The sequence below is a fragment of the Streptomyces sp. NPDC050658 genome, assembly GCF_044457025.1.
Taxonomy (GTDB): Bacteria; Actinomycetota; Actinomycetes; order Streptomycetales; family Streptomycetaceae; genus Streptomyces.
In genome coordinates this window covers 52920-72212 of the sequence record NZ_JBITGM010000019.1, presented here as the reverse complement: position 1 = coordinate 72212, position 19293 = coordinate 52920, and the positions used below count along the sequence as shown (strand labels likewise).

General features: G+C 72.8%; 18 protein-coding genes. 11 read left to right on the top strand and 7 right to left on the bottom strand.

Features of this window, described 5'->3' with window-relative positions:
• Nucleotides 1–534 (top strand): chorismate synthase (aroC, locus tag ACIBKX_RS39635; RefSeq protein WP_399377266.1); only part of this gene is annotated, 534 nt, incomplete at its 5' end.
• Nucleotides 535–803: 269 nt separating this feature from the next.
• A complete protein-coding gene (locus tag ACIBKX_RS39630) occupies nucleotides 804–2003 on the top strand; it encodes a transposase (RefSeq protein WP_363276644.1) in 1200 nt (399 codons plus the stop codon).
• A 31-nt stretch (nucleotides 2004–2034) separates the two neighbouring features.
• Here the strand turns inward: ACIBKX_RS39630 and ACIBKX_RS39625 are convergent, their stop codons facing one another.
• The 4 genes from ACIBKX_RS39625 to ACIBKX_RS39610 all read right to left on the bottom strand — a co-directional run bounded on the left by ACIBKX_RS39625 (nucleotide 2035) and on the right by ACIBKX_RS39610 (nucleotide 8396).
• Nucleotides 2035–3099 (bottom strand): CE1758 family FMN-dependent luciferase-like monooxygenase, encoded by a 1065-nt coding sequence (locus ACIBKX_RS39625; RefSeq protein WP_363276645.1) that lies wholly within the window; start codon nucleotides 3097–3099, stop codon nucleotides 2035–2037.
• 123 nt (nucleotides 3100–3222) lie between these two features.
• On the bottom strand, nucleotides 3223–5154 hold the full coding sequence (locus ACIBKX_RS39620; RefSeq protein ID WP_363276646.1) for a helix-turn-helix domain-containing protein: 1932 nt from the start codon (nucleotides 5152–5154) through the stop codon (nucleotides 3223–3225).
• Nucleotides 5155–5268: 114 nt separating this feature from the next.
• The gene (gene tkt, locus ACIBKX_RS39615) at nucleotides 5269–7323 is read right to left on the bottom strand and encodes a transketolase (protein WP_363276647.1); all 2055 of its coding nucleotides are present in this window, start codon (nucleotides 7321–7323) and stop codon (nucleotides 5269–5271) included.
• A gap of 197 nt (nucleotides 7324–7520) precedes the next feature.
• Nucleotides 7521–8396, bottom strand: a complete 876-nt coding sequence (locus ACIBKX_RS39610; RefSeq protein ID WP_363276648.1) for a BTAD domain-containing putative transcriptional regulator — start codon at nucleotides 8394–8396, stop codon at nucleotides 7521–7523.
• Between the two features lie 171 nt (nucleotides 8397–8567).
• On the opposite strand from ACIBKX_RS39610, the gene ACIBKX_RS39605 reads away from it, so the two are divergent.
• A complete protein-coding gene (locus tag ACIBKX_RS39605) occupies nucleotides 8568–9161 on the top strand; it encodes a TetR family transcriptional regulator (RefSeq protein WP_363276649.1) in 594 nt (197 codons plus the stop codon).
• 243 nt (nucleotides 9162–9404) lie between these two features.
• On the opposite strand, the gene ACIBKX_RS39600 is transcribed toward ACIBKX_RS39605, so the two are convergent.
• The 3 genes from ACIBKX_RS39600 to ACIBKX_RS39590 all read right to left on the bottom strand — a co-directional run bounded on the left by ACIBKX_RS39600 (nucleotide 9405) and on the right by ACIBKX_RS39590 (nucleotide 11759).
• Complete coding sequence (locus ACIBKX_RS39600) at nucleotides 9405–10178, bottom strand: glucose 1-dehydrogenase (protein WP_363276650.1); 774 nt, start codon at nucleotides 10176–10178, stop codon at nucleotides 9405–9407.
• Nucleotides 10179–10260: 82 nt separating this feature from the next.
• Complete coding sequence (locus tag ACIBKX_RS39595; RefSeq protein ID WP_363276651.1) at nucleotides 10261–11133, bottom strand: NAD(P)H-binding protein; 873 nt, start codon at nucleotides 11131–11133, stop codon at nucleotides 10261–10263.
• Nucleotides 11130–11759 (bottom strand): ScbR family autoregulator-binding transcription factor, encoded by a 630-nt coding sequence (locus ACIBKX_RS39590; protein WP_363276652.1) that lies wholly within the window; start codon nucleotides 11757–11759, stop codon nucleotides 11130–11132. The genes ACIBKX_RS39595 and ACIBKX_RS39590 overlap by 4 nt, the downstream gene beginning before the upstream one ends.
• A gap of 129 nt (nucleotides 11760–11888) precedes the next feature.
• On the opposite strand from ACIBKX_RS39590, the gene ACIBKX_RS39585 reads away from it, so the two are divergent.
• The 8 genes from ACIBKX_RS39585 to ACIBKX_RS39550 all read left to right on the top strand — a co-directional run bounded on the left by ACIBKX_RS39585 (nucleotide 11889) and on the right by ACIBKX_RS39550 (nucleotide 19222).
• Complete coding sequence (locus ACIBKX_RS39585) at nucleotides 11889–12812, top strand: ScbA/BarX family gamma-butyrolactone biosynthesis protein (RefSeq protein ID WP_363276653.1); 924 nt, start codon at nucleotides 11889–11891, stop codon at nucleotides 12810–12812.
• A gap of 37 nt (nucleotides 12813–12849) precedes the next feature.
• A complete protein-coding gene (locus ACIBKX_RS39580; protein ID WP_363276654.1) occupies nucleotides 12850–14007 on the top strand; it encodes a serine hydrolase domain-containing protein in 1158 nt (385 codons plus the stop codon).
• Between the two features lie 57 nt (nucleotides 14008–14064).
• Nucleotides 14065–14751 (top strand): TetR/AcrR family transcriptional regulator, encoded by a 687-nt coding sequence (locus ACIBKX_RS39575; RefSeq protein ID WP_363276655.1) that lies wholly within the window; start codon nucleotides 14065–14067, stop codon nucleotides 14749–14751.
• A gap of 76 nt (nucleotides 14752–14827) precedes the next feature.
• A complete protein-coding gene (locus ACIBKX_RS39570) occupies nucleotides 14828–15268 on the top strand; it encodes a hypothetical protein (protein ID WP_363276656.1) in 441 nt (146 codons plus the stop codon).
• A complete protein-coding gene (locus ACIBKX_RS39565) occupies nucleotides 15265–15855 on the top strand; it encodes a TIGR03086 family metal-binding protein (protein ID WP_363276657.1) in 591 nt (196 codons plus the stop codon). The genes ACIBKX_RS39570 and ACIBKX_RS39565 overlap by 4 nt, the downstream gene beginning before the upstream one ends.
• Before the next feature lie 89 nt (nucleotides 15856–15944).
• Nucleotides 15945–16712 (top strand): DUF4142 domain-containing protein, encoded by a 768-nt coding sequence (locus ACIBKX_RS39560; RefSeq protein WP_363276658.1) that lies wholly within the window; start codon nucleotides 15945–15947, stop codon nucleotides 16710–16712.
• 119 nt (nucleotides 16713–16831) lie between these two features.
• On the top strand, nucleotides 16832–18148 hold the full coding sequence (locus tag ACIBKX_RS39555) for a DUF692 domain-containing protein (protein ID WP_363276659.1): 1317 nt from the start codon (nucleotides 16832–16834) through the stop codon (nucleotides 18146–18148).
• 57 nt (nucleotides 18149–18205) lie between these two features.
• Nucleotides 18206–19222, top strand: coding sequence for a TIGR04222 domain-containing membrane protein (locus ACIBKX_RS39550; RefSeq protein WP_363276660.1), 1017 nt, complete (start codon nucleotides 18206–18208; stop codon nucleotides 19220–19222).
• Nucleotides 19223–19293 lie beyond the last annotated feature (71 nt).

Below are 19293 nucleotides of genomic sequence, written 5' to 3'. Positions count from 1 at the left end.
GACGGCGACACCCTCGGTGGTGTCGTGGAGGTGCTGGCCTACGGCGTGCCGGTGGGGCTGGGCTCGCACGTGCACTGGGACCGGCGGCTCGACGCCCGTCTGGCGGCCGCGTTGATGGGTATTCAGGCCATCAAGGGGGTGGAGGTCGGTGACGGGTTCGAGCTGGCGCGGGTGCCGGGTTCCAAGGCGCACGACGAGATCGTCTCCACCGAGGACGGCATCAAGCGCACCTCCGGGCGTTCCGGCGGCACGGAGGGTGGTCTGACCACGGGTGAGCTGCTGCGCGTGCGGGCCGCGATGAAGCCGATCGCGACCGTGCCCCGCGCGCTGGCCACCGTGGATGTGGTGACGGGTGAGGCGACCAAGGCGCACCACCAGCGCTCGGACGTGTGCGCGGTCCCGGCGGCGGGCATCGTCGCCGAGGCGATGGTGGCCCTGGTGCTCGCGGACGCGGTCGCGGAGAAGTTCGGCGGCGACAGCGTGCCCGAGACCCGGCGCAACGTGCGGTCGTACCTCGACAATCTGGCCCTCTAGCCCGGCGGACACCGGCCGGTGTGGGGCCGCACCCCACACCGGAGCCCGGTCCATGGTGGTCCCGCCACACCCCCTCAGCGGCACCCCAAAGGACCGTAAAGGCCTCGTCAAGCGCGTCCCAGGGCGTGGCTCCCGGCGGCCGGCGGCAGGTGGTCACCGGTGCGGGAACACCCCCATTCAGGTGCCCGGCGCACCTCGTGGGAGGGGTGCTCCGCCAGCCAAGGTGATGGGGCAGCCGAACAGTGCTGCCCGACCACGGTTGGAGCATCGTGAACGCAATTGTCCTCGGGAACCGTTACGCCGCCGACACCCTGACAGTGCCTCGCCAACGCTGTATCCCCGCTGGTGCCGGCCTGTCCGACGACGTCGTCGCGGAGCTGTCCACCGCCCTCTTCTCCCTGCTCGGCCGCAAGGACCGGCGGCGCAGGGCCGAGCAGTATCTGCACGGGCTGCTGACCACGCCGGGCCGCAAGTCCATCCGCAACATCGCGGCGCATCTGGGCGGCGCCGCGATGGAGCAGAGCCTGCACCACTTCATCTCCAGCTCCGCCTGGGACTGGCACCCGCTGCGCACCGCCCTGGCCGACTACGTCGAGCACACCGCCGCCCCGCAGGCCTGGGTGGTGCGGCCGATCCACATACCCAAGGCGGGCCGCCACTCGGTGGGCGTGGACCAGCAGTTCGCCTCGCACCTGGGCCAGGTCTTCCGCGGCCAGCAGGCGCTCGGCGTCTGGCTGGCCTCCCCGGAGCTGAGCGCCCCCGTCAACTGGCGGATGGTGCTCCCGGAGCCGTGGGTCACCGACCCCGAGCTGCGCGAGCAGGCCGAAGTACCCGAGGGGCACCGGTCGGAGAGCGCCGAGGAGTGTGCGGTGGCCGCCGTCGTGCAGATGGCGCGGCAGTGGAACATTCCGCGCCGCCCGGTCCTGCTCGACCTGCGGCGCGGCGGCATCTCGGCCGCGACCGGCCGCCTCGCCGCGGGCGGTGTGCCGTTCCTCGCCCAGATCAGCCCCTCGTGCCGGCTCTCCGTCGCGGACCGGGCGCTGCCGGGCTACCGGGCCGGTTCGCTGCCCGCCCGGCGGATCCTCGAACTGGTCAAGGGGATGCGGGCCCCGGTCGCCTGGCAGGACGCCGCGGCCGGGAACACCACGCGCACGTCCCTGGCCGCCGCCGTTCCCGTGGCGGTGCCGGGCCCGTTCGGCGAGCGTCCGCAGCGGCTGCTCCTGCTGGGCGAGTGGACCGATCCGGCCCAGCCTCCGACGAACCTGTGGCTCACCGGCATGACGCGGCTGCCGATCGCGTCCCTGGTGCGGCTGACCAAGCTGACCGCACGCGTGGAGGAGGACTTCGCGTGCATCGGCGAACGGACCGGTCTGCGCGACTTCGTGGGGCGCTCGTTCCGCGGCTGGCACCGCCATATGACGCTCGCCTCGGTGGCGCACGCGGCGATCGCCCTGGGGGCCGCCGAGTGAAACCCCGGCGGCCGGGCGGAGGCGGCCGCCGTCAGCCCCGCACCGCCGGGTGCTCCGGCGCGGCGGGCGTGTCCGAGGGGCGCAGCCGCGCGAACTCCTTGCGCAGTACGGGGATGACCTCCTCGCCGAGGATGTCGAGCTGTTCCAGGACGGTCTTCAGGGGGAGTCCGCAGCCGTCGACGTTGAAGAGCTGGCGCTGGTAGTCGCCGCAGTACTCGCGGAACGTCAGCGTCTTGTCGATGATCTCCTGCGGCGATCCCACGCTGAGCGGCGTGGCCTCCATGTACTCCTCAAGGGAGCCGCCGCCCCCCATCACCGGCGAGTGGTCGAAGTAGGGCCGGAACTCCCGGACCGCGTCCTGCGACCGGCGTCGTACGAAACACTGTCCGCCCAGGCCCACGACGGCCTGGGCGGGCGTGCCGTGCCCGTGGTGGGCGAAGCGCTCGCGGTAGAGCTCGACCATCTGCCTGGTGTGGGCCGGGGGCCAGAAGATGTTGTTGTGGAAGAAGCCGTCTCCGTAGTACGCGGCCTGCTCGGCGATCTGCGGCGAGCGGATCGAGCCGTGCCAGACGAACGGGGGAACGTCCGCCAGCGGACGGGGCGTCGAGGTGAATCCGCTCAGCGGGGTGCGGAAGCGGCCCTCCCACTCCACGTCCGTCTCCCGCCACAGCCGGCGCAGCAGCGCGTAGTTCTCGACGGCGAGCGGGATGCCCTGGCGGATGTCCTGGCCGAACCAGGGATAGACCGGACCGGTGTTGCCGCGGCCGAGCATCAGGTCGACCCGCCCCTCGGCGAGGTGCTGCAGCATCGCGTAGTCCTCGGCGATCTTCACCGGGTCGTTGGTGGTGATCAGCGTGGTGGACGTGGACAGGATCAGCCGCTCGGTGCGCGCCGCGACGTATCCGAGAAGGGTCGTCGGGGAGGACGGCACGAAGGGCGGGTTGTGGTGCTCCCCCGTGGCGAAGACGTCGAACCCGACCTCCTCGGCCTTGAGGGCGATGGCGACCATCGCCTTGATCCGTTCGTGCTCGCCGGGTGCCCGGCCGGTCACCGGGTCCGTGCTGACGTCGCCGACGGAGAAGATCCCTAGCTGCATGGCGGCCTCCCGGTGCCCAGGTGGATGCGTGGCTTCATCCACCGCACGCTAGTGATCGCCGCGCCGTCGCCACCGGTCGCGCGGCACAGTACGTCACCTTCGGGGCGGCCGGGCCCCGTGGCCTCAGGAGTGCGCGGTGCCGGTCGGCCCGAGGCTCAGGACGGACCTCATCCGATGCATCCGCAGGGCCAGTTGGACGTCGAGGGCGCGGCCCGGCTGCTGCCAGTTCGGTCCGAGGAGCACGGTGACCCGGTCCAGGCGCCGCGACACCGTGTTCGGGTGGACGTGCAGGATCTCGGCGGCCTTGCTCGGGCTGCCTCCCGTCGCGAAGTACGCCTCCAGCGTCTCGGCGAGGTCGGTGCCCTGCTCCCGGTCGTAGTCGAGGACCGGTCCGATGGCGGTGCCGATGAAGCCGCCCACGTCGTGCGTCTCGGACAGCAACAGGCCCATGAAGCCCAGGTCTTCCAGGGAGGCGGCGCTGCCGGTGGCGTCGAGGGTGGCCAGTGCCTCCAGGCAGCGCACCGCCTCCTGGTACATGCGGCCCACGTCGCCGGGGTCCCGGCCGGGGCCGGCCGCGCCGACGGTCACCGGGTGTCTGAGCGCCGCCGTCAGCTCGGCGCCCACGGAGCGTGCGGTGGCCGACGCGTCGGTGCCGGGCAGCAGCAGCACGATGTGGCCGTCCTGCACGGTCTTCAGGCCCGACTGCCCGTGCGCGTAGGAGGAGGCCCAGACGATCGCGCGGCCGTATCCGCCGCTCTCGGGGCGTACGGCGAGCAGGACGTGCGGCTCGGTGAGGTCGAGGCCGACGACGGCCAGGCGCTGTTCGAGGTGGCGTGCCTGCTGCGATCCGCGGGCGGGCAGGGCGAGCAGTTCGTCGAAGAGCGCGTCGTGCACGGGCCCCTGCGCCACGGCCGTGCCCCGTTGCAGGAGGAGCTGCAGGGCGAAGGCCTGGACGGCGAGGCGCAGCAGCTGCTGGTCCTCGCCGACCAGCACGGTGGTGGGGCGCACCACGGCGAAGCCGAGGTTCTCGACGCCGGCGAGCACGGGCACCACCCACGTCTGTTCGTCGTGGGCGACCGGGGTGCGGTGCGCGTGGGCGTCCCAGGACGTCCTGGCCACGGCGTCCTCGTCCAGGTCGGGCAGGGCGCCGGTGGCGGCCATGATCCGGCCCGCCGGGTCGCGCAGTTGGACGGTGCTGTCCAGGGCGTCGGCGGCGGCCTGGGCCACGGTGTCGAGATCCGCTCCGGACAGCAGCAGGCCCATCATGCGGCCGTGGGCGTCGCCGAGCTGTTCCAGGCGGGCCAGGGTCGTACGGGCGTGGAAGCCGTCCAGTTCGAGTTCGCTCACCTCGCTCCTGGCGTCCTGGAGCCGCTGCGCGCGCTCGATCGCCACGGCGCCGAGCGCGGCGAGCGAGCAGACCAGGCCGATCTCGTCCGGGGTGAGGTGGCGCACACTGCGCCAGGCGCAGAACAGGACGCCCAGGGCGCTGTCGCCGTGGACCAGGGGCACGACGAGCAGCGACCTGACGCCTTCCGCGCGGACCACCTCGTCGACCTGCGGGCCGTGGTCCATGCTCGCGTCGCGCAGATAGTCGGCGGTCCACAGCGGGGCCCCGCCGGCCATGGCCTGCTGGCCCGGCCCGTTCTCCAGGTGCATCCCCGTCATGACGATGGTGGTCGCGCCCTCGGGGGCGTGCAGGCTCAGGCCGCCGTCCTCGTCGCTGAGGCCGATGCACGCCAGGTCCGCGTTGATGATCCGCTTGACCCGGCGGGCGATGACATGGAGCAGCTCGCCCAGGTCGTGCGGCTGGGTCATGTCGCGGGCGGTGTCGACGAGTTCGGCGAGCCCGTCCTCGCGCTGCCGTTGCCGGCCCTGGGTGGCATGGATGACGTAGGCGAGTCTGACCGCCTGTTCGAGCCGGGCCAGGTCGGCCGGGGAGGACTCCAGGCTCGCGCGCCTGAGGAGCTCTTCGTAGTGCTCCAGTGGCGTCTCTTCGGCGAGGAGCCTCAGTACGACGAGTGCGTCGAGGTCATGTTTGTCCGCTTCGTCCGCCATTCCTGCCCCCCGTCGGCGTGCTGCCGTCGTGCCGAACCTAGACAGGTCAAGATCGGCCAGTCAACCGAGCTCCGTGCCGGTCGGGGTCCGGCACGGTCGCCGCCGCCGTCGGGGTCAGCCTTCGCGCCGGGCCCGGCGCAGGCTGGTGCGGGCCGCCGCCGCCACCTTCTCCGGAGTGAAGCCGAAGCGTTCGTACAGCGACTGGTAGGGGGCCGACGCGCCGAACTGGTCGAGCGACACGGCCTCTCCGGCCGAGCCGAGCAGCAGGTACCAGCCGACGGCCGTGCCCGCCTCCACCGAGACACGGGCGCCCACCTCGGGCGGCAGCACCTCGTCGCGGTAGGCCTGGTCCTGCTCCTGGAACCACTCCAGGCACGGCATGGACACCACGCGTGCTCCGATGCCCTCGGAGCGCAGGATCTCGCGGGCGGCGAGCGCGACGTGCACCTCGCTGCCGGTGGCGATGACGACGACGTCCGGAGTGCCGCCGTCGGCGTCGGCGAGCACGTATCCGCCCCGCACCGCGCCGTCGGCCGCGGCCAGTTCGCTGTCTTCGCCCCGGTCGAGGACGGGCAGGGTCTGCCGGCTCAGGCAGAGCCCGGCGGGCCGGTCGGTGCGCTCCAGGACGCCGCGCCAGGCGGCGACCGTCTCGTTGGCGTCGGCGGGGCGGACGACGTCGAGGCCGGGGATGCCGCGCAGCGCCCACAGATGCTCGACCGGCTGATGGGTGGGCCCGTCCTCGCCGAGGCCGATGGAGTCGTGCGTCCATACGTAGGTGACGGGCAGCCGCATCATCGCGGCGAGCCGCACGGCGGGCCGCATGTAGTCCGAGAACACCAGGAACGTGCCGCCGTAGGGGCGGGTGCCGCCGTGCAGGGCGATGCCGTTGAGCACGGCGCCCATGGCGTGCTCGCGGATGCCGAAGTGCAGGGTGCGCCCGTACCGGTGGCCGGCGAAGGCCTCGGTGGCGAACTCCTCGGGTATGAAGGAGGGTTCGCCCGCCATGGTGGTGTTGTTGCTCTCCGCCAGGTCGGCGGAGCCGCCCCAGAGTTCGGGCAGCCCGGCGGCCAGCGCGCTCAGCACCTCGCCCGAGGCCTTGCGCGTCGCGACGGCCCGGCCCGGCTCGAAGGACGGCAGCGCGTCGGCCCAGCCGTCGGGCAGCCGCCGGGCGCCGATCCGGTCGTACAGAGCGGCCCGTTCGGGGTGGGCGGAGCGCCAGTCCGTGAAGCGCTTGTCCCAGTGCGCCCGCAGTTCGCGGCCCCGTCCGACGACCTCACGGGCATGGGCGAGCACCTCGTCCGGGACCTGGAAGTCCGCGTCCGGGTCCAGGCCCATGGCGCGCTTGGCGGCCGCCGCCTCCTCGGCGCCGAGGGCCGCGCCGTGGATCTTGCCGGTGTTCTGCTTGTTCGGCGCGGGCCAGCCGATGATCGTGCGCAGGGCGACGAGCGAGGGGCGGTCGGTGGTGCTCCGTGCGCGTTCGAGGGCCGCGTGCAGCGCGGGTACGTCCTCGCGGTAGCCGTCGTGCGTGGTCCAGTCGACCCGGTCGACGTGCCAGCCGTACGCCCGGTAGCGCGCGAGCACGTCCTCGGACTGGGCGATGCGGGTGTCGTCCTCGATGGAGATGTGGTTGTCGTCGTAGAGCACGACGAGATTGCCCAGCTTCTGGTGGCCGGCCAGGGAGCCGGCCTCGTGGCTGATGCCCTCCTCCAGGTCGCCGTCGGAGGCGAAGACCCAGACCGTGTGGTCGAAGGGCGACTGCCCGGCCTCGGCGTCCGGGTCGAACAGGCCCCGCTCGCGCCGGGCGGCCATCGCCATGCCCACGGCGTTGGCGAGCCCCTGCCCGAGCGGCCCCGTCGTGGTCTCCACGCCCGGCGTGTGGCCGTACTCGGGATGGGCGGGCGTCAGACTGCCCTCGGTGCGCAGGGCCTTGAGGTCTCCGAGTTCGAGCCCGTAGCCCGACAGGTAGAGCTGGGTGTAGAGGGTGAGGCTGGAGTGCCCGCAGGAGAGCACGAACCGGTCGCGGCCCGCCCAGCCGGGGTCGGCGGGGTCGTGCCGCAGCAGCCGCTGGAAGAGCAGATACGCGGCCGGGGCCAGGCTCATGGCGGTGCCGGGGTGGCCGTGGCCCGCGGTTTCGACGGCGTCCACGGCGATGCCACGGGCGACGTTCACGGCGCGGCCGTCCAGCTCACCCCACGGAAGGGAGACGGTGGTCCGGCCGGAGGTCGGGGTAGTTGTCGCCTGACGAGTCACGAGGTCTCAGGGCTCCTTGTCGAAGAAGATCGGCGGGCGGGAGCCCCGCACGGCCCCCGCCGGGCGCCATGCTGGCGCACTCCGCACCCGTCTCCAACGCCTCCCGGGACAGCTCGTCAGATCGCGCTCCAGTCCATCAAGTCGGGCCGGCGCGCCAGCACCGTTCCGGGCCAACGCCCGTCCGCCGCACCGGAGTTGCCGGGCACGGTGCGCCGCAGCATCACGTTCGGCGCGGCGGCGGCACGCACCCGCAGCGGCATGTGGCCGCGGGCCGGCGCCCGGCCGGTGACGGCCGTCGCGGTGCTGCGGCTGCGGCGCAGATACTCGGTGATGATCTCGCGGTCCTGGCCCTTGCGGTCCAGGTCCGCCTTCAACTGCGCGTACAGCGGCGTCGGGGGGCGGAACCGGGCGAGGACGCGCGTCAGGTCGACGCACAGCTCGCGCCAGCGCCCGAGCCTGATGTCCGCGTCGATCCACCGGCCCACGGCCCGCTGCCAGGAGCCCGCGAGCTGGGCCGCCTGCGAGCGCAGATGCGGCCCCTGGGCGACTCCCAGGAACGGGGCGGCCGCCCACAGGTCGAGCGCCTCGCGCAGCCGCTGGCTCGCCGCGCCCAGGTCGCCCGCCTCCAGCGCCCGGTAGCCCGCCCCGGCCGTCCGCTCGAAGGCCCGGGCGTCGCTCGAACCGCCGCCGGTGTCAAGGCGGTAGCCGCCCGCGACCCGGACCAGCACGTCCTCGGCGGACCGCTCGCTGCCGGCCGACCGCAGCGCGGCATCGATGGCCGTACGCAGCTGGTTGACGTAGGAGTCGAGCACCTGGTCACAGTGGGCCGGGCGCCCCTCGGACCACAGCTCCTCGGCCAGTACGCATGTGGGCACGGCGCGGTCGGCCGATGCCGCGAGCAGCGCGAGCAGTTGCCTGACCGGCGCGTTGGGCGGGGAGATCGGCACTCCGCACTCCAGCACGGCCAATTCCCCGAGCATCCTCAGTTCCATAAGTCGCCCCCTTCAACTCTGGTCCCGCTCCACCAACCCTCGAAGACTAACATAGTAGTTTTTTTGTTTTTCTTGAGTGCTGGATACTCTCGTGCGGGCTAATCTCACGGGGTGGCGGACGCCACTTCCAGCGGCATATCCACGTCGTGGCACGGCCAGGGAAGGGACAGGATGAAGCAGGAGAGGGCCGGTCGCACGCGCCGCGCCTTACTGGAAGCGGCCGCGGCGGAGTTCGACCGCCGGGGCTACGCGGGCGCCTCGCTCGCGGGGATCGCCGCAGCCGCGGGGATCTCGATCGGCGCGCTGACCTTCCACTTCTCGTCGAAGAACCAACTGGCCCGGGCCGTACGGGACCAGGGCATCGCGGCCACCCGCGCGCTCGTGGCCGACGCGACCGCGCGCCGGGAGGCGCCCTTCCAGTGCGTCGTCTCGCTCACCGTCACCCTGGTGGAACTGCTGGAGCGGGACGTCTCGGTGCGGGCCGCGGCGCGGCTGGCCCGCGAGGCCTACGACGACCAGCACCGCTGGGAGAGCGAATGGGTGCCGGTGATCGGCGAGCGGCTGCGGGCGGGTGCCGAGGGGACGAGCCACGGCACGGACTCGGCGGCGCTCACCGCCATGGCCGTGCACCTGGTCTGCGGGGTGGAGGCCACACTGCGGCACCGCGGCCTGCCCGACGACGGCCAGAGCAACTCCGACATGCTCACCCGCATCTGGCAGCTGCTGCCCCACGCGTCGCCGGCCGCAGGCGGCGTCGACGCGTGAGGCGCGCCGGAGCCGGCCATCGAGGCGCGCGACGCCCGCCGCCGGAACCAGATCCTCGGAGGCCGGGCCCGACGGGCACCCGGCGCGATCGCCGTCGCCGGTGCCTCGGCCCGGCCGACGTGCCGGGAGTCGGACGAGCGGGCCGACCAAGTGATCATGTCCACAAGGCAGTTCGGCGCGCTATCCCGGCATGAGGCACCGCCGACACACGAGCCACCCTCGACGACGGAGGCTGCCCCCGTCTCACACGGCGCTGCACCCTCCGTCCACGGGCACGCCCGCGCCCGTCACGAAGGAGGACTGTTCGCTGCAGAGCCAGGCGGCCGCCCGGGCCACCTCGCGCGGATCGGCGAGCCGCCGCTGGATGGCCCGGCCGACGGCGGCCTGCTCCAGCTGCGGAATCTGCTCCATGGCCGTCTCCATCAGCTCGGTGCGGGTGCTGCCCACCATGAGCGCGTTGACGCGGATGCCCCGCTGGCCGTACTCGGCGGCCGCGGCCTTCGTCAGGCCAAGCACCGCGTGCTTGGCCGCCACGTACGGGGCGATCGCCCCGGTCGCGAACATCCCCGCCGTACTGGACGTGTTGACGATCGATCCGGAGCCCTGGCGCAGCATCACCGGGATCTGCTGCTTGAGGCAGTTCCACACGCCGCGTACGTTCACGTCCATGACCTGCTCGAAGACGTCGTCGCCCGTCTCGTGCAGCGGGGAGCCGATGCTCCCCCACCCGGCGTTGTTGAACGCCGCGTCGAGCCTGCCGAACGCCTCGACCGCCCCGGTCACGGCGCGCTCCACGTCCGCGGGCGAGGTCACGCTCCCCGCCGTCACCAGGGCCCGGCCGCCCGCGCCCTCGATGTCCTCGGCCAGCGCGCGCAGCCTGTCCTCGCGCCGCGCCATGAGGGTCACCGCCGCCCCCTGCTCGGCGAACAGCCGGGCCGCCGCCTCGCCTATGCCGCTGGACGCCCCCGTGACCATGACGACCTTGCCCTCGAGCAGCCCCTGAGCCGACTCCACCACGCTGAATCCCCTCCCGCGTAACCGATCTGGTCCGGACCAGACGGTAATCGGACACCCACCAGCCGCTGAAGCCCGCCCCGTCCTAACGGAACGACTCGATGTGGTCCGCCGCCCATGCCGCGTACGTCGTGGGCGTGCGTCCAAGCAGCCGCGCGCAGTCGTCCTCCGCCTGCGCCGATGCCCCGTCCGCGCGGCGCTCGGCCCCTTCGAGGAGCGCCTGCGCGACCGCCTCCGGCACCCGCGCACGCCACCGCTCCAGCGCCTGATCCGGCGTCAGTTCCTGGAATTCCAGCGTACGTTGCAGCAGTCGGGCAAGGTGTTGCGTCTGCTCGCGGGGCGACAGCAGCTCCGGCCCCGTCAGTGCGTACGTCTTGCCCGCGTGCCCCTCCTCGACGAGCGCGCGCCGTGCGATCTCCGCCACGTCACGGGGGTCCACGCAGGCGGTGCGCGCGTCCCCGCCGAGGCCGCGCACGACGCCCTCCTCCCGGATCGACCGCGCCCAGGAGAGCGTGTTGCTCATGGGCGAACGCAGCCGCAGGACCGTCCAGTCGAGGCCCGAGCCGCGCAGCAGCGCCTCGCTCTCGCGGCACCAGCGGGCGACGAGGTCATCGGCGTCCGGGTCCGCGACGGCCACCCAGGAGATCTTCACCGCCCTGCCCACTCCCCCGGCCCGCGCGGCGTCCAGGATGTCCGCGTCCTGCCGCGGACGCAGCGGGTTGGCCGTGACCACGTACACCGCGTCGGCCCCCGCGAGCACCTCCTTGAGGCCCGCCGGATCGCCGTAGTCCCCCACGACGACGTCACCGGGCAGCCCCATCCGCCGCGCCTTGTCGGCATCCCGCACCACGAGGCGGACCTGGCCCTCGCCCTCCAGGGCACGGGCCACGTGCTGTCCCGTCGCACCGGTCGCGCCGGTCACCACGATCCGCGGACCGTCGTTCGTCCATGCCTTCACTGCGCCTTGCCCCGTTCCTCGCCGAACTGCATCTTCTTGGCCGCGCTCGGCACCGCGATGGCGGGCAGCAGGCACTCCCACATCTCCTCGATGCGCTGCGGCAGATCGCGGCGCGAACTCTCCATCTGGGCATGCATCTGAGCGCCCGTACACGCACTGACGATGAGCCGTGCGTAGCGGTCGACGTCCACGCCGGCCCGCAGCTCGCGGCGGCGCCGGGCATCCTTCAGGTCGGCCACCAGGATGCCCATCCACTGCCGGTGCGAGTTCACGTTCGACTCCAGGAAGCTCTCCTGGTCCATCACGAGCCGCGCGCCCGCCTGCAGCAGCGGGTCCTCGCGCAGTTGGTACGCCCACGTCAGCGTCACGTCGATGACGCGCTGCAGCCCTTGCGCGGAGACCGGCGGGACCACCATGTCCGGCTGACTCATGACGATCTCGCGCGCCAGGTCCTCCTTGGACTTGAAGTGGAAGTACATCGCCCCCAGCGTCAGCCCCGCCTGCTCGGCGATCCGCGTGACGCTGGCCCCGGCGAAACCACACTTGGCGAAGACCTCGGCCCCCGCTCGGACGAGTGTGGCCCGCGTCCGTTCAGCCCTCTCCTGCTTCAACGTTCGTGCCACCACACATGCCCCACAGATCTTGCTCGACAATAAAAATAGTATTCTTTACCTTACTGGATGTACCGGGGCTCGAGCCTCGGTCCAGCGCACAGTTTCAAGGGGAGGAAACTCGTGATGCAGTCCACCATTGCCATGCAGCACAGAACGATCGACTCCAGCACGCTCGTACGCAAGTCCGTGTCGGACGAGGCCCTGGTCACCGGCTGGCACTCGCTGTCGGAGAACTGCCAGGTCGTGACCGCGCGATGGCCGCAGCACCACCCGTTCTACAGCGAGGGCGAGCGCTACAGCCCGCTGCTCGCCACGGAGAGCCTGCGCCAGGCGCTCGCGCTGCTCACCCACACCGCACATGACATACCACTCGACCATCGGCTCGGCTGGGAGTATCTGCGCTCCACGGTCAACCCCGATGCCCTGTGGGTGGATTCGGAGCCCGCCGAGGTGGAGCTCGTGATCACCCACACCGACGTCAAGCGGCGCCGGATGGGCTCCGCCCATATGACGTCCCAGGTGCAGGTGACCCGCTCCGGCCTGCCGCTCGGCACGGCCATGCTCCGCTACAGCACGCACCCGCCGGCCATCTACGACCGCCTGCGCGGCAATTACGCCAACGCCAAGGACGCCTTCGCCCAGGCGATACCGCTCACCCCGCCGGTGGCGGCGACGGGCGTGGGCCGCGCCCATGAGCGCGACGTGGTGCTCTCGCCCACGGGCCGGCCGCACTGCTGGCAGCTGCGCGTCGACACCACGCACCGCGTGCTCTTCGACCACCCCCACGACCATGTGCCCGGCATGGTGCTGCTCGAGGCCGCCAGTCAGGCCGCACAGGCCGAGGCCGCGCCCGAGCCCGTGGTCCTCGTCGCCCTCGACACCTCCTTCGAGCGGTACGTCGAGTTCGACAAGCCCGTCCTGATCACGGCGGAGCCCCTGCCGTACGACGACCGCGGCGACCGCCGGGTCGAGGTCCAGGCACACCAGGCGGGGCAACTCGTCTTCGCCGGCAGCGTGACCACCCGCCGCCGGTCGCACGGGGCTCCGGGCTCGATCACCCGGTAGCTCCACGGAAATCCATCATCACCCTGAGAGGCGCAAGATGAGCGGGAACGCGAGCAGCATCGAGGTGCACGGCACCGTCGCGGACGGCTTCGAGGAGGTCCGTGCGGAATTCGCGGCGGCGCTCGCGGAGGACACCACGGAGCCGGGAGCACAGCTCTCGGCGTATGTGCACGGGCGCCAGGTCGTCGACCTGTGGGCCGGTGACGGCTTCGACGGTTCGACGCTGACCGGGGTCTACTCCTGCGCCAAGGGTGCCGCGCAGCTGGTGGCGGCGCTGCTCGTGCAGGAGGGCGTCCTCGACCTGGACCGCGAAGTGGCCGCGTACTGGCCGGAGTTCGCGGCGGACGGCAAGGACCGGCTGACCCTGCGCGAGCTGCTCTCGCACCGCTCGGGCCTCATCGGGGTCGACGGCGGGTTCACGCTGGACGAGCTGGCGGACGACCGGGTGATCGCCCGGCGTCTGGTCGGCCAGCGCCCGTTCTGGGAACCGGGCACGACGTACGGCTATCACGCGCTCGTGATCGGCGCGCTGATCGGCGAGGTGGTGCTCCGCGTGACGGGCCGCACCCTCCAGGAGGTCTATGAGGAGCGGATCCGCGCTCCGTACGGCATCGACCTCTATCTCGGGCTGCCCGAGGCGGAGGAGGCGCGGTTCACCCCGGTGCGGCCGATGGCGCCGACTCCGGAGCAGCAGGCCCTGCTCGACGCGCGCCGCCTCGCCCCCGACAGCCTGATGGCGGTGGCGTTCAACCGGTCCGCCGACCCGGAGTTCAGCATGGTGGACTACGCCAACTCCCGCGCGGTGCGGGCGCTCGGCCCCGCTTCGGCGGGCGCGGTGGGCAACGCGCGGGGTCTCGCCCGGCTGTACGCGGCGGCGCTCAGCGGGGTCGGCGGCGCTCCGGCGCTCCTGAAGCCGGAGACCGTCACGGAGTTCACCCGGCTGCACTGCCCGGGCCCCGACGCGGTGACGGCCGAGCCGGACCACTTCCTGCTCGGCTTCGAGACGGAGGCCGTGCGCTACCCGTCGCTCGGCCAGGACTCCTTCGGTCACGCGGGGGCCGGCGGTTCGGAGTCGTTCGCGGACCCGCGCACGGGCGTGGCCTACGGCTACAGCCGCCGTCGCTACGCGTTCCCCGGCGGCCCCGCCGTGGAGAACGGGCGGCTGGTGGAGGCGGTGGTGCGGGCGGCCCGCTGAGGCCGCGGACCGGCGGGGGATAATGCGGACTCCCGCAGTCGAGTGAAGGTCGGCCCCATGAGCACGGACAGGTCCGCCGCCCCGGACACCACCGGGGGCGGCGGTGCGGCCAAGCTCGACGGCCGTGTGGAGCGCGGCAACCAGACCCGGCGTCTGGTGCTGCGCCGCACGGTCGACATCGCGTCGGTCGAGGGCCTGGAGGCGCTGTCGGTCGGCCGGATCGCCACCGAGCTGAAGCTCAGCAAGAGCGGGGTGTTCGCGCTCTTCGGCTCCAAGGAGGAGCTGCAACTCGCGACGGTCCGGGCGGCCGGGCGCATCTTCCTGGACGAGGTGGTGGAACCGGCCCGGCGACTCCCGCCGGGCCTGGGCCGGGTGGTACGTCTGTGCGAGCGCTGGCTCGACTACTCGGAGCAGCGGATCTTTCCCGGCGGCTGCTTCTTCTACGGTGTGATCGCCGAGTTCGACGCGCGCGAGGGCGCGGTGCACGACGCGCTGGTCGGCGCCAACCGCGGCTGGACGGACCAGGTGGAGAGCTGTCTCGCCGAGGCACGCGACACCGGCGGCCTGCGCCCGGACACCGATGTCCCGCAGCTGGCCTTCGAGTTGATCGCCCTCATGGAGACGGCGAACGCCCACTCGGTGCTGCACGACGAGGCACTCGCCTATCGCAGGGCGGCCACCGCCATCACGGCACGTCTGCGGTCGGCGGCGACGGACGCTTCGGCGGTCCCTCAACTTCCTTGATCGGTTCGGCAATTGATCGCCCCCCAGCCGCAAGAAACAAGTAGCACGACCGTTCGCACAGTTTTATGCTCGCTCCATGCCTCCACCCATCTTCCGTACGTCCTGGCAGCCCGGCCCCGAAGCGCACACCCCCGACCCGGCCCTGGTGAGCGTCACCGAGTTCACCGCCGACGGCCACCGCCAGTTCCTCCCGATCGCCCTGGCAGGGCTGCGCCTGCGCCGGAGCTGGCCGACGACTCCCGGCGCCGTCGGGATGTGGCTCTGGGCCGATCCGCCGCGCAGACGCTCGGGCTCCGTCTCGGTGTGGGCCGACGAGCGGTCCCTGTACGGCTTCGTCGGGCGCCCGGACCACATGCGGACCGTCCGCTCGCACCGGGACCGGGGCACGCTGCGCGCCACCGCCTGGCCGGTGGACCTGCTCGACACGGACGCCGTGTGGGCCGCCGCCCACACCCTGCTGACCGGCGCGACTCCCTGGCCGACCCCGGCCGTTCACACCCCGGAGGGCACCTCATGACCGACTTCGTCGCGCTCGACCGCACCGCCGTCCAGGAGTCCCTGCGCCTCCTGCGGACCGCCGGGGACGCCGACTGGGAGCGGCCCTCGCCCTGCGCCGGCTGGACGCTGCGCACGCTCGTGGCGCACATGACCGCGCAGCACCACGGCTTCGCGGCGGCGGCGCGGGGCGCCGGTGACGACCGTACGTACTGGATCGAGCCGGATCTCACGCGCAGGCCGCTCCAGCTGTACGAGGAGTCGGTGCGGCACGTGCTGGCCGCGTTCGCCGAAGAGGGCGTCGAGGAGCGCGGGTTCGCGCTGCCCGAGCTGGGCGGGACGTTCACCGGGCACCTCGCGGTCGGCTTCCATCTGCTCGACTACGTGGTGCACTCCTGGGACGTGGCGACCACCCTCGGCACCGGGGTCGACCTGCCGGAACCGGTGGTCCGGGCCGCGCTCGACGTCGCCCGCAAGGTGCCCGCGGATCCCGGACGGCGGGGCCCCGGCGCCGCGTTCGCGCCGGTGCTCCCGGCACCGGCCGACGCGTCGCCGATGGAGGAGATGCTGACCCTGCTGGGACGTTCACCCCGGCGGCCCGCCCGTTGAACATCACGCACGCCTCTTCCGTACCTCCCGGTACCAGGAAGTAGCTTGCCCTCCACGGCAGGCTGAACGGGCACGGGAGGCACGGCACATTGCGGCGCATCAACGGCACGGCTCTGATCATCGCGGCACTCGTGGCCACACTGGGCGCGCTCGCGTTCCCCATGTGGTCCTACGCCGACCGCTCGGGCACGGGGCCCGCCAATCTCGCCGCCGGCTCGGTGGCCACCCAGTGGGGCCCGCTCTCGGCGGCCGACCGCGATCTGCTGGTGAAGGTGCGGCTCGCCGGGCTCTGGGAGATACCGGCGGGCCAGCAGGCCGTCGAGCGCGCGCCGACCGAGGCGATCAAGGAGGCAGGCGACCATCTGATCGTCGGCCACACCGACCTCGACAAGCGGGTACGCGCCGTCGCGGGCCAGCTCGGAGTGGAGCTGCCGAACCAGCCGACGGCCGAACAGCAGGGCTGGCTCCAGGAGTTGACCGAGGCCAGCGGGGAGACGTACCAGCGGAAGTTCGCGAATCTGCTGCGCGTCTCGCACGGCAAGGTGTTCAGCGTGATCGCCCAGGTCCGCGACAGCACCCGCAACTCGCTGATCCGGCAGCTGGCCACGGACTCCAATCAGACGGTCCTCGACCACATCACCATGCTGGAGGCGACCGGACTCGTCGACTTCGACGACATCGCGAACGGCGGCGCTGCCACCGCGACCGCCAGCCCCAGCGGGCCTCCCCCGCCCTCCGGCCAGCTGCCGCCCGAGGCGCCCCCGGCGGGTCCCACGGGTGACATCTCGACCACGTCCGAGCCGTCGCCCGCGCCGCCGGGAGAGGTCAACACGGACCGGCCGGAACCTCAAATGTAGCTCTGAACGTCCCTCTCCAGGGGTTCGCCCACGGCTGTCGGGGTCATGACTCCGACACACGATCACGACGGGTCGGGTGGATCGACCACGACGCGGGGTCATGGCGGAGGAGGGGGAGAATGAAGCACCTGGGAACCGGAATCGGGTGGCGTCCGGAGATCGCGGACGCCGTGGAACGGATGCCCGGCATCGACTGGGTCGAGGCCGTGGCGGAGAACCTGTGTCCGGGGCACATCCCCGACTCCCTGCTCCGGCTGCGCGAGCGCGGCGTGACCGTGGTGCCGCACGGCGTCTCGCTCGGCCTCGGCGGCGCGGACCGCCCGGACGAGGGCCGCCTTACGGCGCTCGCCGAGCGCGCGGAGGCCCTCGGTTCGCCGCTCGTCACCGAGCACATCGCGTTCGTACGCGCCGGTGGCCCGCTGACCGCCTCGCAGCCGCTGGAGGCGGGCCATCTGCTGCCGGTGCCGCGTACCCGCGACGCCCTGGACGTGCTGTGCGAGAACGTCCGCATCGCCCAGGACGCGCTGCCCGTACCGCTCGCGGTGGAGAACATCGCGGCGCTGGTCAACTGGCCCGGCGAGGAGATGACGGAGGGCCAGTTCCTCTACGAACTCGTCGAGCGCACCGGGGTCCGCCTTCTCATCGACGTCGCCAACCTGCACACCAACCATGTCAACCGCGGCGAGGACCCGGCCAAGGCACTGGACGAGCTGCCGGTCGAGGCCATCGCGTACGTCCATGTCGCGGGCGGCTTCGAGCGCGACGGCGTCTGGCACGACAGCCACGCCCACCCGGTCCCCGAGCCGGTCCTCGCGATCCTGGCCGACCTGACCTCGCGGGTGCGTCCGCCCGGCGTACTCCTCGAACGCGACGAGAACTTCCCCGAGCCCGCGGAGCTGGAGCGGGAGCTGGACGCGATCAGGGAGACGGTCGCGGGCGGGGCTGCGGCGGCGGGCGGCGACGCGGCGGCGAGTGGCCTGCCCGACATCCCCGACGCCCTTGAGGTCCCCGCCCCGAACGACGGTGCCCGCCAGCGCCTCGCCCTGGCCCAGACCGCACTCCTGTCCGCCCTGGTGGCGGGCACGCCCGTACCGGAAGGCTTCGACCGCACGCGGCTCGCGGTGCAGAGCCGGGCGCTGCTCGGCAAGCGGGCCGACGTCGTGGCCAAGGTCGCCCCGGAGCTGCCGGAGATCCTCGGCAAGGCGTTCCGCGCGGAGTTCGTCGCGTACGCGCAGGCCCGCCCGATGACGGCCGGATACCGGCGCGACGCCCTGGACTTCGCCGAGCGGCTGCTGCTCGCCGGGCGGCCGGAGGACTCGGAGGTGCGCGGGCGGCTGACCCAGTGGTGGCTGGAGCGGTCGGGGCCCGCGCCGCTGGACGGGCGCCCGGTCACGCGCTGGCTGCGGGCGGCGCGGTTCGCGCTGCGACGGGGATAGACGGAGATAGACAGGGATAGACAGGGATAAGGCATAAACGGGGAGCAGGAGAGTGCCGTGGAAGTCCTGACGATCATCTACTTCGTCCTCGTCGCGGCCTCGTCGACGGTGGTCTCCGTCGGCCTCGTCTCGGCGTTGCAGTCCGGCGTCCGGCAGCCGGACGCCCGGTACGCAGCCGTGTACGACCCCTTGGAGGCCGCGTTCCTCGCGGGCGGGCCCGGCAGGGTCGCCGACGCCGCGATCACCGCCCTGCACGAGGACGGCCGCCTGGTCGTCGCGGGACCCGGCATCGTGGGCATCCAGCGCGCGGAGGCCCGCAACGCGGTGGAGGGCGCGGTGCTCCAGGCCCATGCCGCGGCGCCCAGCGGCGCCCTGCACTGGCTGCGGATCGGGGTGATGCGCAGCCCCGCCGTGCAGGCGCTCGGCGACACGCTGGCCGCGCGCGGTCTGATGGTGCGGCCCGAGGCGCTGGCCCGGTGGCGGGTCCGGGCGAGGCTGCATTACGTGGTGACGTTCGCGGGGTTCTTCTCCACCGCGATCATCGCCTACGCCGGGGCGGGCAACGGCGCTTCGGGCGACTCGGTGACCGGTTCGATGATCCCGCTGTTCGCGGGGTTCGTCGTCGGCAGCATCACGGCCTCGATCTGCGCGAGGACCGCCGGCAGCCGGATCACCGGCAAGGGCAGGGGCGCGCTCGGCGAGTACCGCCACCACCACGCGCACGCGTTCGACGCGGCGCACCGGGTGGCGTTCAACGGCCTCAACGGCGTGCTCGACCCCGAGCTGCGGTCCCAGCTGATCGCCGCGCACCGGATCCGGCCGGGCCGGACGACGACCACCTCCACCACTGCTTCGTCGTCGCCTTCCGGCGGCTCGGTGTTCGTGTGCTCGGCGAGCCCCGCGTGGTGCGGCGGCGGAGGCGGCGGGGGCGGCGGCTCGGCATGCGGGGGCAGCAGCTGCGGAAGCTCCGGCGGGGGCGGCGGCGGGTCGTCGTGCGGCGGAGGCGGCGGGGGCGGCGGCGGTTCCTCGTGCGGCGGGGGCGGCGGCGGAGGTGGCGGAGGCGGCGGCTTCTGACCCGCCACCACGGGCACGGCACACGCCCGCCCGCGATACCCCTTACCCGTACGGCAGTTGACGTACTCGGT

Coding starts and splice junctions, on each gene's coding strand:
- ACIBKX_RS39620 (WP_363276646.1), bottom strand. CDS start 5,154: ATGGCGGACGAAGCGGACAAACATGACCTCGACGCACTCGTCGTACTG.
- ACIBKX_RS39565 (WP_363276657.1), top strand. CDS start 15,265: ATGACCGACTTCGTCGCGCTCGACCGCACCGCCGTCCAGGAGTCCCTG.
- ACIBKX_RS39555 (WP_363276659.1), top strand. CDS start 16,832: ATGAAGCACCTGGGAACCGGAATCGGGTGGCGTCCGGAGATCGCGGAC.
- ACIBKX_RS39575 (WP_363276655.1), top strand. CDS start 14,065: ATGAGCACGGACAGGTCCGCCGCCCCGGACACCACCGGGGGCGGCGGT.
- ACIBKX_RS39610 (WP_363276648.1), bottom strand. CDS start 8,396: ATGGAACTGAGGATGCTCGGGGAATTGGCCGTGCTGGAGTGCGGAGTG.
- ACIBKX_RS39580 (WP_363276654.1), top strand. CDS start 12,850: ATGAGCGGGAACGCGAGCAGCATCGAGGTGCACGGCACCGTCGCGGAC.
- ACIBKX_RS39585 (WP_363276653.1), top strand. CDS start 11,889: ATGCAGCACAGAACGATCGACTCCAGCACGCTCGTACGCAAGTCCGTG.
- ACIBKX_RS39570 (WP_363276656.1), top strand. CDS start 14,828: ATGCCTCCACCCATCTTCCGTACGTCCTGGCAGCCCGGCCCCGAAGCG.
- ACIBKX_RS39625 (WP_363276645.1), bottom strand. CDS start 3,099: ATGCAGCTAGGGATCTTCTCCGTCGGCGACGTCAGCACGGACCCGGTG.
- ACIBKX_RS39605 (WP_363276649.1), top strand. CDS start 8,568: ATGAAGCAGGAGAGGGCCGGTCGCACGCGCCGCGCCTTACTGGAAGCG.